The 15,985-nt window shown below is 61.3% G+C and carries 9 protein-coding genes and 1 pseudogene; 9 read left to right on the top strand and 1 reads right to left on the bottom strand.

Annotated features, from left to right (window positions below):
* Positions 1-12: 12 nt before the first annotated feature.
* From kdpA to L901_RS14015, 6 genes and pseudogenes are all read left to right on the top strand, one after another.
* Positions 13-1,716: a potassium-transporting ATPase subunit KdpA gene (kdpA, locus tag L901_RS14035; RefSeq protein ID WP_059757742.1), complete on the top strand. Its 1,704-nt coding sequence runs from the start codon at positions 13-15 to the stop codon at positions 1,714-1,716.
* 9 nt (positions 1,717-1,725) lie between these two features.
* Complete coding sequence (locus L901_RS27420) at positions 1,726-1,887, top strand: hypothetical protein (protein ID WP_183044098.1); 162 nt, start codon at positions 1,726-1,728, stop codon at positions 1,885-1,887.
* A gap of 44 nt (positions 1,888-1,931) precedes the next feature.
* Positions 1,932-4,016, top strand: coding sequence for a potassium-transporting ATPase subunit KdpB (kdpB, locus tag L901_RS14030; protein ID WP_059757739.1), 2,085 nt, complete (start codon positions 1,932-1,934; stop codon positions 4,014-4,016).
* A gap of 12 nt (positions 4,017-4,028) precedes the next feature.
* The gene (kdpC, locus tag L901_RS14025; RefSeq protein ID WP_059757736.1) at positions 4,029-4,595 is read left to right on the top strand and encodes a potassium-transporting ATPase subunit KdpC; all 567 of its coding nucleotides are present in this window, start codon (positions 4,029-4,031) and stop codon (positions 4,593-4,595) included.
* A gap of 54 nt (positions 4,596-4,649) precedes the next feature.
* Positions 4,650-7,351 (top strand): annotated as a pseudogene (locus tag L901_RS14020) (DUF4118 domain-containing protein).
* Between the two features lie 48 nt (positions 7,352-7,399).
* The gene (locus L901_RS14015; protein WP_059757733.1) at positions 7,400-8,089 is read left to right on the top strand and encodes a response regulator transcription factor; all 690 of its coding nucleotides are present in this window, start codon (positions 7,400-7,402) and stop codon (positions 8,087-8,089) included.
* Between the two features lie 30 nt (positions 8,090-8,119).
* Here the strand turns inward: L901_RS14015 and L901_RS14010 are convergent, their stop codons facing one another.
* Positions 8,120-9,172, bottom strand: coding sequence for a low specificity L-threonine aldolase (locus L901_RS14010; RefSeq protein WP_020809054.1), 1,053 nt, complete (start codon positions 9,170-9,172; stop codon positions 8,120-8,122).
* A gap of 371 nt (positions 9,173-9,543) precedes the next feature.
* Here L901_RS14010 and gltB point away from each other — a divergent pair, with 371 nt between their 5' ends.
* From gltB to L901_RS14000, 3 genes are read left to right on the top strand one after another with little or no spacing between them, the layout of a single operon-like run.
* On the top strand, positions 9,544-14,289 hold the full coding sequence (gltB, locus tag L901_RS14005; RefSeq protein ID WP_020809055.1) for a glutamate synthase large subunit: 4,746 nt from the start codon (positions 9,544-9,546) through the stop codon (positions 14,287-14,289).
* 8 nt (positions 14,290-14,297) lie between these two features.
* On the top strand, positions 14,298-14,456 hold the full coding sequence (locus L901_RS27085; protein ID WP_003519555.1) for a hypothetical protein: 159 nt from the start codon (positions 14,298-14,300) through the stop codon (positions 14,454-14,456).
* 15 nt (positions 14,457-14,471) lie between these two features.
* A complete protein-coding gene (locus L901_RS14000; protein WP_003519554.1) occupies positions 14,472-15,926 on the top strand; it encodes a glutamate synthase subunit beta in 1,455 nt (484 codons plus the stop codon).
* Positions 15,927-15,985: the final 59 nt, after the last annotated feature.

Genomic DNA, 15,985 nt, shown 5'->3' with positions numbered 1-15,985 from the left:
AAGTTCAATACCATGACCCTCAATGGATGGTTTCAGATTCTGCTGTTTTGCGGGATCATTTTTGTGCTGGTGAAGCCGCTCGGCTTCTATATGGCGCGTGTCTTTAATGGCGAGCGCACCCTGCTGTCGCCGGTTCTCGCACCCGTCGAGCGCGGCCTTTATGCCCTTGCCGGGACAAGCGAGCGTGAGGAACAGCACTGGACGACCTATGCTTTCTCCATGCTTCTCTTCAACCTGCTCGGTTTTGCCCTGCTTTATGCCCTGATGCGCTTTCAGGCGGTGCTGCCCTATAATCCGCAGGGAATGGCGGCCGTGGGGCCGGAATTGTCCTTCAATACGGCGATCAGCTTCGTCACCAACACCAACTGGCAGAATTATGGCGGCGAAAGTACCCTGTCCTATCTGACCCAGATGGCGGGTCTCACCGTGCAGAACTTCGTTTCCGCCGCAACAGGCATGGCCATCGCCATGGGCCTGATCCGCGCGTTTTCCCGCGCTTCCGGCAAGGCGATCGGCAATTTCTGGGTGGATATGGTCCGCTCGACCCTCTACGTGCTTTTACCCCTCTGCATCCTGCTGACCTTTGTTTATGTCTGGCTTGGCGTGCCGCAGACGCTGGGCGCCTATGTGAATGCCCAGACGCTGGAAGGGGTGCAGCAGACGATTGCGGTTGGTCCCGTGGCGTCGCAGCTGGCGATCAAGATGCTGGGCACTAACGGCGGCGGCTTCTTCAACGCGAATTCCGCACACCCGTTCGAAAACCCGGACGCCATTTCCAATATGATCCAGATGGTGTCGATCTTCGCCATCGGCGCAGCCTTTACCAACGTCTTCGGCCGCATGGTCGGCAACCAGCGCCAGGGCTGGGCGATCCTATCCGCCATGGGCGTGCTGTTCATCGCCGGTGTCGCCGTCACCTATTGGGCGGAAGCGGCCGGAAACCCGCTGATGCACGGCTTCGGTCTTGCCGGCGGCAATATGGAGGGCAAGGAGGTCCGCTTCGGCGTGGCGCTCTCGTCGCTCTTCGCGGTCATCACCACCGCCGCCTCCTGCGGCGCGGTCAACGCCATGCACGGCAGCTTCACGGCGCTGGGCGGTCTTATCCCGCTTATCAACATGCAACTGGGCGAGGTGATCGTCGGCGGTGTCGGCGCGGGTTTCTACGGCATTCTGCTCTTCATCGTCATCGCCATCTTCGTGGCGGGTCTGATGGTCGGGCGCACGCCGGAATATCTCGGAAAGAAGATCGAGGCCAAGGAAATGAAGATGGCGGTTCTGGCCATTCTCTGCCTGCCGCTCGCCATGCTGGTCTTCACGGCAACGGCCACCGTCCTGCCCTCGGCGGTCGCGTCAATCGGCACGGCGGGGCCGCACGGCTTCTCCGAAATTCTCTATGCCTATACCTCGGCGGCCGCCAATAACGGCTCGGCCTTCGGCGGCCTCACAGGCAACACCACCTGGTACAACATCACGCTTGGTCTCGGCATGCTGATGGGACGTTTTCTGGTCATCATTCCGGCACTGGCTATTGCCGGTTCGCTGGTCACCAAGAAGACCGTTCCGGCCTCGGCTGGCACCTTCCCGACGGATGGCCCGCTTTTCGTCGGCCTGCTTGTCGGCACGATCCTGATTGTCGGCGGCCTTACCTTCCTGCCTGCACTGGCGCTCGGCCCCGTTGCCGAACATCTGGTGATGGCGGCAGGCCAGCTCTTCTGAGGTGACGCCATGTACGACAAGTCCCGAAGTAACCGCATCGTCTCCGCCCGCAAAGGCGCTCCCGTCAAAGGGAGCGCCACGCCCGGCGGCTGGTGCGCTTCCAATGTCATTCTCGCGATGATGGCGGCTCTCGTCGCCGCCGTTGTCGCTCTCGAAGTTATCACGGGCTGATCGACCTTTATCGGTCGCCCTGTTTCAAACGCTGGAGCCTCTTCATGAGCCAGTCCAAACAAGCGAGCATCCTCGATTCTCGCATTCTCGTGCCGGCGATTGCCGCCGCATTCAAAAAGCTCAACCCACGCACGCTGGCGCGTAATCCGGTCATGTTCGTGGTCGCGACGGTGTCGGTGCTGACAACAGTGCTGTTCATCCGCGATCTCATCATGGGCGGCGCCAATCTCGGCTTTTCCTTCCAGATCAATCTCTGGCTCTGGTTTACCGTATTGTTCGCCAATTTCGCGGAAGCTGTCGCCGAAGGGCGCGGCAAGGCGCAGGCGGATTCGCTGCGCCGGACCCGCACCGAAACCCAGGCGAAACTGCTCACCGGCGATGACCGCAACCAGTATAAGATGGTGGCGGGCACCAGCCTGAAGGTCAACGATGTCGTTCTCGTCGAGGCGGGCGATATCATCCCCTCCGACGGCGAGGTCATCGAAGGTGTCGCCTCCGTCAACGAGGCGGCCATCACTGGTGAATCCGCCCCCGTCATCCGCGAATCCGGTGGCGACCGCTCGGCGGTTACCGGCGGCACGCAGGTGCTGTCGGACTGGATCAGGGTTCGCATCACTGCCGCTGCCGGTTCCACCTTTCTCGACCGGATGATTTCGCTCGTCGAAGGCGCGGAACGCCAGAAGACGCCGAACGAGATCGCGCTCAATATTCTGCTGGCCGGCATGACGCTGATCTTCGTTCTGGCCACAGCCACCATTCCGAGTTTCGCGGCCTATGCCGGAGGTTCGATCCCGATTATCGTGCTGGTGGCACTGTTCGTGACGCTCATCCCGACCACCATCGGTGCGCTTCTGTCCGCCATCGGCATCGCCGGCATGGACAGGCTGGTGCGTTTCAATGTGCTGGCCATGTCCGGCCGCGCCGTCGAGGCTGCCGGCGATGTGGATACGCTGCTGCTCGACAAGACCGGCACCATCACCCTTGGCAACCGTCAGGCGACCGAGTTTCGTCCCGTTGCCGGCGTTTCCGAGCAGGAACTGGCCGATGCGGCGCAGCTTGCCTCCCTTGCCGACGAAACGCCGGAAGGCCGCTCGATCGTGGTTCTGGCCAAGGAAAAATACGGCATCCGCGCCCGTGACATGCAGAAACTCCATGCGAATTTCGTACCTTTCACCGCCCAGACCCGAATGAGCGGTGTCGATTTCGAAGGTTCCTCCATTCGCAAGGGCGCAGTCGATGCCGTTCTTGCCTATGTTGATGGCGGCGCTCCGCAACAGGGCAATGTGGCGCTTGCCGTCAAAACCGAAACGGACGCCACGCGCGGCATCCGGGCAATTGCGGAAGAGATCGCCAAGACCGGCGGCACGCCGCTCGCTGTCGTGCGCGATGGAAAATTGCTCGGCGTTGTGCAGCTGAAGGACATCGTCAAGGGTGGCATTCGCGAGCGTTTTGCGGAGCTTCGCCGTATGGGCATCCGCACGGTGATGATCACCGGCGACAATCCCATGACGGCTGCGGCAATAGCGGCGGAAGCAGGTGTCGATGATTTCCTCGCCCAGGCGACACCGGAAAACAAGCTGGATCTGATCCGCGAGGAGCAGGCAAAGGGCAAGCTTGTCGCCATGTGCGGCGACGGCACCAATGACGCTCCCGCGCTGGCGCAGGCCGATGTCGGGGTTGCCATGAACACCGGCACGGTTGCGGCCCGTGAGGCCGGCAACATGGTCGATCTCGACAGCGATCCGACCAAGCTCATCGAGATCGTCGAAATCGGCAAGCAGTTGCTGATGACGCGCGGGGCGCTGACGACGTTCTCCATTGCCAACGACATCGCCAAATATTTCGCCATCATCCCGGCGATGTTCCTGGCGCTCTATCCGCAGCTTGGCGTTCTGAACGTGATGGGGCTTTCGACACCGCAGAGCGCCATCCTGTCGGCCATCATCTTCAACGCGCTCATCATCATCGCGCTGATCCCGCTCTCGCTGAAGGGCGTCAAATATCGTCCGATCGGCGCGGGTGCGCTGCTGTCGCGCAATCTGGTCATCTATGGCCTCGGCGGCATCATCGTTCCCTTCATCGGCATCAAGGCCATCGACCTCGCTATTACGGCGCTTGGTCTCGCCTGAGGAGTAAAGACAATGTTTAGACAGCTTCGTCCCGCACTGGTGCTCATCCTCGCCACCACCGCCATCACCGGCCTTGCCTATCCCTTGGGCATGACGGGTTTGGCGCAGGCGATCTTTCCCTTCCAGGCGAATGGCAGCCTGGTCGAGAAAAATGGCGCCGTGGTCGGGTCGCAATTGATCGGCCAGGCCTTCGCCGGCGAAAAATATTTCCACGGCAGGCCATCGGCTGCCGGTGACGGTTACAATGCCGCTTCGTCGTCCGGCTCCAATCTCGGCCCGACGAGCGCCAAGCTCATCGACCGGGTGAAACAGGATTACGAGGCCGCAAAAGTCGAAAATCCGACGGCCGAGGTTCCGGCCGATCTGGTGACGGCCTCGGGCAGCGGCCTTGATCCGCATGTTTCGCCGGAGGCCGCTTATTTTCAGGTGCCGCGCGTCGCCAAAGCAAGGGGCATGGATGAGGCATCCCTGCGCGCCATCGTCGAGCGCCATGTCGAAGGACCGGAACTCGGATTCATGGGAGAGCCGGTCGTGAATGTGCTGGCGCTCAACATGGCTCTTGACGCAGCCGGCTCATGAACTGAAATGGCTATGGCTTGTTCGCAAGCCATAGCCTCGACACTGGTGGGTTAAATGCCTGACGACAATCGCGATATGCCGAGCCGACCATCGCCCGATGCGCTGCTGGAAAACGCCCGGCGCGAGGCGCGGGGCCGGCTGAAGATTTTTTTGGGGGCAGCGCCCGGCGTCGGCAAGACCTATGAAATGCTGATGTCCGGCCGTGCGAAGCTGGCCGATGGGGTGGATGCCGTCATCGGCGTTGTGGAAACCCATGGCCGCCGGGAAACCGAAACGCTGGTGCAGGGTTTCGAGATCATCGCGCGCCGGCGTATCGATTATCGCGGTCAGGTGTTGGAAGAGATGGATCTCGATGCCATTCTCGCCCGTCGTCCCGCCCTGGTTCTGGTCGATGAACTGGCCCACACCAATGCCGCCGGCAGCCGCCACCCCAAGCGCTACATGGATGTTCAGGAAATCCTCGCGCAGGGTATCGATGTCTATACGACGCTGAACATACAGCATGTCGAAAGCCTGAACGATGTCGTTGCGCAGATCACCCGCATCCGCGTTCGCGAAACGGTGCCCGACAGCATCATCGACCGGGCCGACGATGTCGAAATCATCGATATTACGCCAGACGATCTGATCAAGCGTCTGCAGGATGGCAAGGTTTACCTGCCCCGCACCGCCCGGCGCGCCATCGAGAATTATTTTTCGCGTGGCAATCTGACCGCGCTACGCGAACTTGCGCTGCGGCGCACCGCGCAACGGGTGGACGAGCAATTGCTCAACCACATGCAGTCGCATGCCATTTCCGGCCCATGGGCGGCAGGAGACAGGGTTCTGGTCTGCCTCGATCATGGTGGCAACGGTCCGGGGCTGGTGCGTTATGCCCGCCGGCAGGCGGATCGCCTGCGCGCACCATGGACGGCGCTGCATCTCGATACGCCGCGTTCGCAACAATTGTCGGAGGCGGAGAAGGACCGGCTGGCCGGCACGATGCGGCTTGCCCAGCAGCTCGGTGGCGAAACGGTGACCCTGCCGGCGCTCGATCTGACGCGGGAGATCATCTCCTACGCCAACGCCAATAATTTCACCCACATCATCATCGGCCGCCCTCGAAAATCGTGGTGGCAGCGGATTTTTCAGCGTTCGCTGACGCATGATCTGATCGACCATGCGGGCGATATCAGCGTTCACGTCATTTCCGGCGATAAAAAAGACGAGAAGCTGGGCCAGGCCGCAAAGCCGGCCTCGGCGCAATCGCATCGTTCCATAAGGCCTTATCTTAACAGCACCCTGTTCGTCGGCCTGGCGATCGTGGCCGGCATCGTGCTCGATCAGACGCTCGATGTCAGAAATCTGGCGCTGGTGTTCCTGATGGCGGTTCTGGCCGCCGCCGTGCGCGGCGGGCTGGGGCCAGCGCTTTATGCTTCCCTGCTCGGCGCTTTTGCATTCAATTTTTTCTTCCTTGAGCCGCGTTACACCCTGACCGTTCGCGATCCGGAAAGTGTCGTGGCGCTGCTGTTTTATTTCGGCGTGGCGCTTGTCGCCTCCAATCTCACGGCGGCCGTGCAACGGCAGGCCGCCGCCGCGCGGGCAAGGGCGCGAACGACGGAAGATTTATATCTGTTCTCCAAGAAGCTTTCGGTGACGGGAACGCTGGACGATGTGTTGTGGGCAGCCGCTTTCCAGATGGCCTCGATGCTGAAGGTTCGGATCGTTCTGCTGTTGCCAGAAAACAATACGATCACGGTCAAGGCGGGGTATCCGCCGGACGATACGCTGGTGGATGCCGATATTGCCGCCGCGCAATGGGCCTGGGAACATAACAAGGCTGCCGGCAGGGGTGCGGATACGCTGCCCGGCGCCAAACGTCTTTATCTGCCCCTGCGCACCGGCAGCGGCGCCGTCGGCGTGGTGGGGCTGGACGATGACCGGCTCGGCCCGCTTCTGACGCCGGAACAGCAGCGGCTGTTCGATGCCCTGGCCGATCAGGCGGCGCTCGCCATCGAGCGGATTCAGCTCGTCTCGGATGTCGACCGGGCAAGGCTCGCGGCGGAAACCGACCGGCTGCGCACCGCGCTCCTGACATCCATCTCCCACGACCTTAAAACGCCGCTTGCGGCCATTCTGGGTTCGGCGGGAACGCTGAAGGATTTCGCCGAGGACATCCCGCCAGATGCGCGCGCCGAACTGCTTTCGACGATCGTCGAGGAATCCGAGCGGCTGAACCGCTTCATCTCCAATCTTCTTGATATGACGCGGATAGGTTCAGGCGCGATGGAACCGAATTACGGTCTGCATTTCGTCGGCGACATGGTCGGAACCGCGCTTTCGCGCGCCGCGAAAATCGTCGTCAGGCACGAGATCGTTCTGGATATTCCCTCCGACCTGCCGATGCTGAAGGTCGATCCCGTGCTTTTCGAACAGGTCCTGTTCAATCTCATCGACAATGCCGCCAAATACGCTCCCGAACATACAGCCATCGAGATTCGTGGGTGGCGGCAGGGCAAGAATATCTTCCTCTCCGTGGCCGATGCGGGGCCGGGTATTCCGCCCGACGATACGGAACGGGTCTTTGACAGTTTCTACCGGGTGCGCAAGGCGGACCATGTGCAGGCCGGAACGGGCCTGGGGCTGTCGATCTGCAAGGGGTTCATCGAGGCCATGGGCGGTTCGATCCGCGCGGAAAACAGGTCGGGTCGTACCGTGCGCAATTTACCGTCAGTCTGCCGGTTCCCGCCGATGCGCCGGTGATAGACCATGATTAAGGCGCGATTGCCGGCGACAAGCAGCTATGCCGCTGAAGGAGATCGGGAATGACCAATTCCGCCGTTCGTATTCTGATTGTCGACGACGAACCACCGATCCGCAAGCTTTTGCGCGTAGGGCTGTCGACCCAAGAATATGCGGTGAGCGAGGCGATGAATGCGAAGGTGGCCATGGAGCTGGTCAGTCAGGACAAGCCAGATCTCGTCGTTCTCGATCTCGGCCTGCCGGATATGTCGGGGCATGATCTTCTGGCAAAATGGCGCGGCGAAGGGCTGGCGCTGCCGGTCATCATTCTCTCCAGCCGCACGGATGAGGCGGGTATCGTGAAGGCGCTGGAACTGGGGGCAGATGACTATATCACCAAGCCTTTCGGCATGAACGAACTCGTCGCCCGCATCCGCGTCGCCCTGCGCCATCGTCTGCAAAGCCAGGGGGAGAGGCCGGTGTTCCAGACCGGAGATCTTTCCGTCGATCTGGTCCGGCGCATCGTCAAGGTGGAGGACCGGGAGGTGAAGCTCTCGCCCAAGGAGTATGACATCCTGCGGGTTCTGGTGCAGCATGCGGGCAAGGTGCTGACGCACCGTTTCCTGCTGGAGCATGTATGGGACGAACTGACCGACGTGCAATATTTGCGGGTCTATGTGCGCCAGCTTCGCCAGAAGATCGAAAAAATCCCGGATCAGCCGCGCTATATCCTGACGGAAACCGGTGTGGGTTACCGGCTGCAGGAGGTGTGAGGGCGTCGCGATGCGACGCCCTGATGTTTGTCAAACGGCGGCGCAGATCGACAGGAACTCGTCGACATCGGCCTCGGTCGTCGCGAAGCTGGTGACCATACGGATCAGCACTTCGTCCTTGCCGACCTTTTCCGGCATGTCGCGCGGCTCCAGCCAGTCGTAGAACTTCGCACCCTTTGCCGTGGCGGCTTCTGCGGCGGCCTTTGGCAGAATGGCGAAAACTTCATTGGCCTGGGTCGGCCAGGCAAGGCGGGCGCTGTTCAGCGAAGCGAAACCGGCGCGCAGGCGATTAGCCATGGCATTGGCGTGGCTGGCGAGCCCAAGCCACAGATCGTCCTGCAGATAGGCCTCGAATTGCGCGGCGATGAAGCGCGACTTGGAAAAAAGCTGGGCGGTGCGCTTGCGCAGGAAGGAAAAATCCCGGGCGAGTGAGGGATCGAAGAAGACGATGGCTTCTGCGCACCAGCAGCCATTTTTCGTGCCGCCGAAAGACAGGACGTCGACGCCGCGTTTCCAGGTCATTTCGGCGGGCGTGGTGCCGAGGGCGGCCAGCGCATTGGCGAAACGTGCGCCATCCATATGCAGTGGCAGGCCGTTGTCTTTTGCGATTTTGGCGATGGCGTCGATTTCATCGAGCGTGTAGACCGTGCCGGCTTCGGTCGCCTGCGTCATGGTGATGGCTGCGGCGCGGCCGTGATGCACGGCATCCTGCGGATAACGCGCAATGCGCTCGATGAGATTCTCCGGCAACATCTTGCCGTTCGGTCCCTCGACGGCGACCATGCGCATGCCGGAAAAGAAATCCGGCGCGCCGCATTCGTCCTCGATCACATGCGCTTCGGAGTGACAGAAGGTCAGGCCGCCGGCGCGGGCGATGCTGGCCAGCGAAAGCGAATTGGCCGCCGTGCCGGTGGCGACGAAAAACACCGCGACCTCGCGCTCGAAAATCTCGTTGAAGCGCTTTTCGATGGAGAGATCGAGTTCGCTGGTGCCGTAGGCGGCGGCAAAGCGCGTGGATTCCCGCGAAAGCCGTTCGTTGACGGCAGGGTGGGCGCCGGCCCAATTGTCTGAAGCAAAAAACATCTCTGAAGGCTTTCCGATGGCTGGGGTTCTGGTTTGGGAATGCGTGGCGCGATGAACGGCAAAGTTCTATGACCTAAGATTGCGATTGGCAAATCCGGCAATGAAAGCAATGGCTCTGCGGGTTTTGCGATAAGAAAGTTTCGCCCAATAGGTCAGTATCGAAACTTCGCTGCAAAAGGGGCTTTCACTAATTGGATTCACGCCCTTGCTAAATTCGCCTGTTTCTGCCAAAATCCTCGTGAATTGAGACAGCTTTGCTGTCCTAAATTTGGTCGAGCCGGATTGAATGCGGATTTTGCGGGAAGCGAAAATTCGTGTCGAGCCGGATCTTCGCATGAAACCATGCAAGTAATTTTGCAGGAGGGACAAAAATGACGAACAAGCCGCAGGCGGAAATCGCCGCCGCCACCCTGACCACAGACTGTCCCACCGCGGCTGCGGCCGCACCCGTTTCTGCGAAAGCGCGTTTCGCGGGCGGTTTGCCGGAAAGGCAGGGTCTTTACGATCCGGCCAATGAACATGATGCCTGTGGTGTTGGCTTCGTTGCCCATATGAAGGGTGCCAAGTCGCACCAGATCGTCAAGGACGGCCTGTTCATCCTCGAAAACCTGACGCATCGCGGTGCCGTCGGCGCCGATCCCCTGATGGGCGATGGTGCGGGCATTCTCGTGCAGATCCCCGACCGCTTCTTCCGCGAGGAAATGGCGGCGCAGGGCGTCACCCTGCCGAAGGCCGGTGAATATGCCGTCGGCCACATCTTCATGCCGCGCGATCCTTCCCGCATCGAGCATTACAAGAAGGTCATCGTCGACGTCATCGGCGAAGAGGGGCAGCAGTTCCTCGGCTTCCGCGATGTGCCGGTCGATAATTCCTCGCTCTCCAAGGCGCCGGATATCGCAGCGACCGAACCGCACCACGTGCAGGTCTTCATCGGTGCCGGCCGCGATGCCGCAAGCAATGCCGATTTCGAGCGCAAGCTGTTCCTGATCCGCAAGGTACTGTCCAACCGTATCTATGACGAGGGCGGCGGCAAGGAAACGCAGGATTTCTATCCCGTTTCACTCTCCTCCTCGACCATCGTCTACAAGGGCATGTTCCTCGCCTATCAGGTGGGCGCCTATTACAAGGATCTGGCCGATCCGCGTTTCGAATCCGCCGTCGCCCTCGTGCATCAGCGTTTTTCGACCAACACCTTCCCGTCCTGGAAGCTGGCGCACCCCTACCGCATGGTCGCCCATAACGGCGAAATCAACACACTGCGTGGCAACGTCAACTGGATGGCGGCGCGTCAGGCGTCGGTTTCCTCCGTGCTGTTCGGCGACGATATCTCCAAGCTCTGGCCGATCTCCTATGAAGGCCAGTCGGATACGGCCTGCTTCGACAACGCGCTCGAATTCCTCGTGCGCGGCGGCTACTCCATGGCCCATGCCGTGATGATGCTGATCCCGGAAGCCTGGGCCGGCAACCAGTCCATGTCTGCTGAACGCAAGGCATTCTACGAATATCACGCAGCGCTGATGGAGCCGTGGGACGGCCCGGCCGCCGTCGCCTTCACTGACGGCAAGCAGATCGGCGCGACGCTCGACCGCAATGGCCTGCGTCCGGCGCGTTACCTCGTCACCGATGACGACCGCATCATCATGGCGTCGGAAGCCGGCACGCTGCCCGTGCCGGAAGAGCGCATCGTCAAGAAGTGGCGCTTGCAGCCCGGCAAGATGCTGCTGATCGACATGGAAAAGGGCTCCATCGTTTCCGACGAGGAAGTGAAGCACGAGCTTGCCGCCAAGCACCCCTATCGCACCTGGCTCGACCGCACGCAGCTCATCCTCGAAGAGCTGAAGCCGGTAGAACCGCGCGCGCTGCGCCGTGACGTGTCGCTGCTCGACCGTCAGCAGGCCTTCGGCTACACCAGCGAAGATACCAAGCTCCTGATGTCGCCGATGGCGACCACCGGTCAGGAAGCCATCGGCTCCATGGGCACCGATACGCCGATCTCGGCCATGTCGGAAAAGTCGAAGCTGCTTTACACCTATTTCAAGCAGAACTTCGCGCAGGTCACCAACCCGCCGATCGATCCGATCCGCGAAGAGCTTGTCATGAGCCTCGTGTCCTTCATCGGTCCCCGCCCGAACATTCTTGATCATGAAGGTGCCGCCCGCGCCAAGCGTCTGGAAGTGCGCCAGCCGATCCTGACCAATGGCGATCTGGAAAAGATCCGCTCCATCGGCCACACGGAAGACCGTTTCGACACCAAGACGCTCGACTTCACCTATGATGTGGAGCGCGGCGCCGAAGGCATGCCTGAAATGCTCGACCGCCTGTGCGAGCGCGCGGAATCGGCCGTTCGCGGCGGTTACAACATCATCGTTCTCTCCGACCGCCAGCTCGGCCCGGACCGTATTGCGATCCCCGCCCTTCTGGCGACCGCCGCCGTGCACCATCACTTGATCCGCAAGGGGCTGCGCACCTCCGTCGGTCTCGTCGTCGAAACCGGTGAGCCGCGCGAAATCCACCATTTCTGTCTGCTGGCCGGTTATGGTGCCGAAGCGATCAACCCCTATCTCGCCTTCGACACGCTGCTTGACATGCACAAGCACGGCGCCTTCCCGAAGGAAGTCTCCGACGATGAAGTGGTCTATCGCTACATCAAGGCTGTGGGTAAGGGCATCCTCAAGGTCATGTCCAAGATGGGCATTTCCACCTACCAGTCCTATTGCGGCGCGCAGATCTTCGACGCCATCGGCCTTTCTTCGGAATTCGTCGAGAAGTATTTCTTCGGTACCGCCACCTCCATCGAAGGCGTCGGCTTGACGGAGATTGCCGAAGAAACCGTAACGCGCCACACGGCTGCCTTCGGCAAGGATCCGATCCTTGCCAACACGCTCGATATCGGCGGCGAATACGCCTATCGCATGCGCGGCGAAAGCCACGCCTGGACGCCGGATGCCGTCGCCTCGCTGCAACACGCCGTGCGTGGCAACAGCCAGGATCGCTACCGCGAATTCGCCGGCATGGTGAATGAGACGGCGCTGCGCATGAACACCATTCGCGGCCTGTTCAAGGTCAAGTCGGCGGAAGCGCTCGGCCGCAAGCCGGTTTCCATCGACGATGTCGAGCCGGCGGCTGATATCGTCAAGCGGTTCTCGACTGGCGCCATGTCCTTCGGCTCGATCAGCCGCGAGGCGCATACCACGCTTGCGATTGCCATGAACCGTATCGGCGGCAAGTCCAACACGGGTGAGGGCGGCGAAGAATCCGACCGTTACATGCCGCTGTTGAACGGCAAGCCGAACCCGGAACGCTCGGCCATCAAGCAGATCGCTTCGGGACGCTTCGGTGTAACGACCGAATATCTCGTCAATGCCGATATGCTGCAGATCAAGGTGGCGCAGGGTGCCAAGCCCGGCGAAGGCGGCCAGCTGCCCGGCCACAAGGTGGATGCGACGGTTGCCAAGACCCGTCACTCCACCCCGGGCGTCGGCCTCATTTCGCCGCCGCCGCATCACGATATCTACTCGATCGAAGATCTGGCGCAGCTGATCTACGACCTGAAGAACGTCAACCCGGAAGCCGATGTTTCGGTGAAGCTGGTGTCGGAAGTCGGCGTCGGCACGGTTGCGGCCGGTGTCGCCAAGGCGCGCGCCGACCATATCACCGTTGCCGGTTTCGATGGCGGCACGGGCGCTTCGCCGCTCACCTCACTGAAGCATGCCGGTTCCCCATGGGAAATCGGTCTTGCCGAAACCCAGCAGACGCTGGTGCTGAACGGTCTCCGCTCGCGCGTTGCCCTGCAGGTGGATGGCGGTTTGAAGACTGGCCGCGACGTCATCATCGGCGCGCTGCTCGGTGCGGATGAATTCGGCTTCGCCACCGCGCCGCTGATCGCAGCCGGCTGCATCATGATGCGCAAGTGCCATCTCAACACCTGCCCGGTCGGCGTCGCGACGCAGGACCCGGTTCTGCGCAAGCGCTTCAAGGGCACGCCGGAACACGTCATCAACTACTTCTTTTTCGTGGCCGAAGAAGTGCGCGAAATCCTCGCTTCGCTTGGCGTTACCAGGCTGGACGAGATCATCGGCGCTTCCGAACTGCTCGAGAAGGATGAGATGCTGGCGCACTGGAAGGCCAAGGGGTTGGATTTCAGCCGCATCTTCCACAAGGTCGAGGCTCCGAAGGAAGCGACCTTCTGGACCGAGCGCCAGAAGCATCCGATCGATGACATTCTCGACCGCAAGCTGATCGAGAAGTCCCTGCCGTCGCTCGAAAACCGCGAACCTGTCGTGTTCGAAGTGCCGATCAAGAACGTCGACCGTTCCGCCGGCGCCATGCTGTCGGGTGCGCTTGCCAAGCGCTGGGGTCACAAGGGCCTGAAGGACGACACGATCCACGTCACCCTCAAGGGGACGGCGGGCCAGTCCTTCGGCGCTTTCCTCGCCCGTGGCATCACCTTCGATCTGGTGGGTGACGGCAACGACTATGTCGGCAAGGGCCTTTCGGGTGGCCGCATCATCGTGCGCCCGCCGGAAAACACCCGTATCGTCGCGGAAAACTCGATCATCGTTGGTAATACCGTTCTTTACGGCGCGATCACCGGCGAGTGTTATTTCCGTGGCGTGGCCGGCGAGCGTTTCGCGGTGCGCAACTCCGGCGCGGTCGCGGTTGTCGAAGGTGTCGGCGACCACGGTTGCGAATATATGACCGGCGGCATCGTCGTTGTTCTCGGTGAAACGGGCCGCAACTTCGCGGCCGGCATGTCCGGCGGCGTGGCTTATGTTCTCGACGAGAAGGGTGATTTCGCCACCCGCTGCAACATGGCCATGGTCGAGTTGGAGCCGGTTCCGGAAGAAGACGACATGCTGGAGAAGCTCCACCATCACGGCGGCGACCTCATGCACAAGGGACGCGTGGACGTTTCCGAGGACATGACGCGTCACGACGAGGAGCGTCTCTATCAGCTGATCTCGAACCACTTCCATTACACGAACTCGTCGCGCGCCAAGGATATACTCGACCGCTGGAGCGAGTTCCGTCCGAAATTCCGCAAGGTCATGCCGGTCGAATACCGCCGTGCGCTTGAGGAAATGGAGCGCATGCGCATGGGCGTGGCGGCGGAGTAATCCGCCGCGTGAGGATACTACACCAACTGGTCTCGCTGATGATCGCGGTCGCCGTTCCCACGGCGATCACCTGGACGAGCGGCGAGACCGGATTTGAGTTCATCGTGCTGGGGGCGGCTTTTGGTTTCGCTTACTGGTACTGGGGCCCGACAGGCGCTCCGCTTTGATGTGAGGATATAAACGTGGGCAAGGTTACAGGTTTTCTGGAGATCGACCGGCAGGTGGGCAAGTATCAGCCCGCATCGGATCGTATTCGCCATTTCCGCGAATTCACCATTCCGATGTCGGATGCCGAGGTACAGAAGCAGGCGGCGCGCTGCATGGATTGCGGCATTCCCTATTGTCATGGCCCGACGGGCTGTCCCGTGCATAACCAGATCCCCGACTGGAACGATCTGGTCTATAACAACAATTGGGAAGAGGCGATCCGCAACCTCCACTCCACCAACAACTTCCCGGAATTTACCGGTCGCGTCTGTCCCGCGCCTTGTGAGGAGGCGTGCACGCTGAACCTTGAGGATGCGCCGGTCGCCATCAAGACCGTCGAGCAGGCGATTGCCGACAAGGCCTACGAGCTGGGCTTCATCGTGCCGAAGCCAGCGACGATCCACACCGGCAAGAAGGTTGCCATCATCGGTTCCGGTCCCTCGGGCATGGCGGCTGCGCAGCAGCTCGGCCGCGCCGGCCACGAGGTTCATGTCTATGAGCGCGAATCCAAGCCCGGCGGCCTGCTGCGTTACGGCATCCCGGACTTCAAGATGGAGAAGAACTTCATCGACCGCCGTGTCGAGCAGATCAAGGGTGAAGGCGTCACCTTCCATTGCGGCGTCAATGTCGGCGTCGATGTAACGGTTGAGGCGCTTCTGGCCGACCACGATGCCGTGCTTTATTGCGGCGGCTCGGAAACCCCGCGCCCGGCCGGTATCGGCGGCGCCGATCTGCATGGCGTCTACGATGCCATGCCCTATCTCGTGCAGCAGAACCGCCGCGTCGGCCGCGAAAATATCGACAGCGTCGGCTGGCCGGCCGATCCGATTCTTGCCGGCGGCAAGCATGTCGTCGTTGTCGGCGGCGGCGATACCGCATCCGACTGCGTCGGTACGGCTTTCCGTCAGGGTGCGGTGAAGGTCACGCAGCTCGACATCCGCCCGATGCCGCCGGAAAAGGAAGACAAGCTGGCGGTCTGGCCCTTCTGGGCGACCAAGATGCGCACCTCGTCCTCGCAGGCCGAAGGCGCCATCCGCGAGTTCCAGGTGGCAACGCTCGAATTCGTCGGCGAAGACGGCGTGCTGACCGGCGTGAAGTGCTGCCAGGTGGATGACCGCCGCAAGCCGATTGCCGGCACGGAATTCATCATCAAGGCCGATCTCGCCTTCATCGCCATCGGCTTTTCCGGTCCCTTCACGGACAGCGTGCTGAAGGAAATGGACGGCAAGCTGACGCTCAACACCGACCGTCGCGGTTCCACCAATGTGATTGCCAACGAAACGGACTACAAAACCTCGGTCGACAAGCTGTGGGCGGCGGGCGACGTGCGCCGTGGCCAGTCGCTTGTGGTCTGGGCGATCCGCGAAGGCCGCCAGGCGGCGCGTGCGATCGATGAAGCGCTGATGGGTGCGACCGTTCTTCCGCGCTAAGCACCGAAGGTAATACGAACCGGAAAGGCCTGTTGCAGACGCAACAGGCCTTTTCTTTT

It is taken from the genome of Agrobacterium sp. D14 (assembly GCF_001526505.1).
Lineage (GTDB): Bacteria > Pseudomonadota > Alphaproteobacteria > Rhizobiales > Rhizobiaceae > Agrobacterium > Agrobacterium leguminum.
This window is presented reverse-complemented; position numbering and strand designations above follow the sequence as displayed.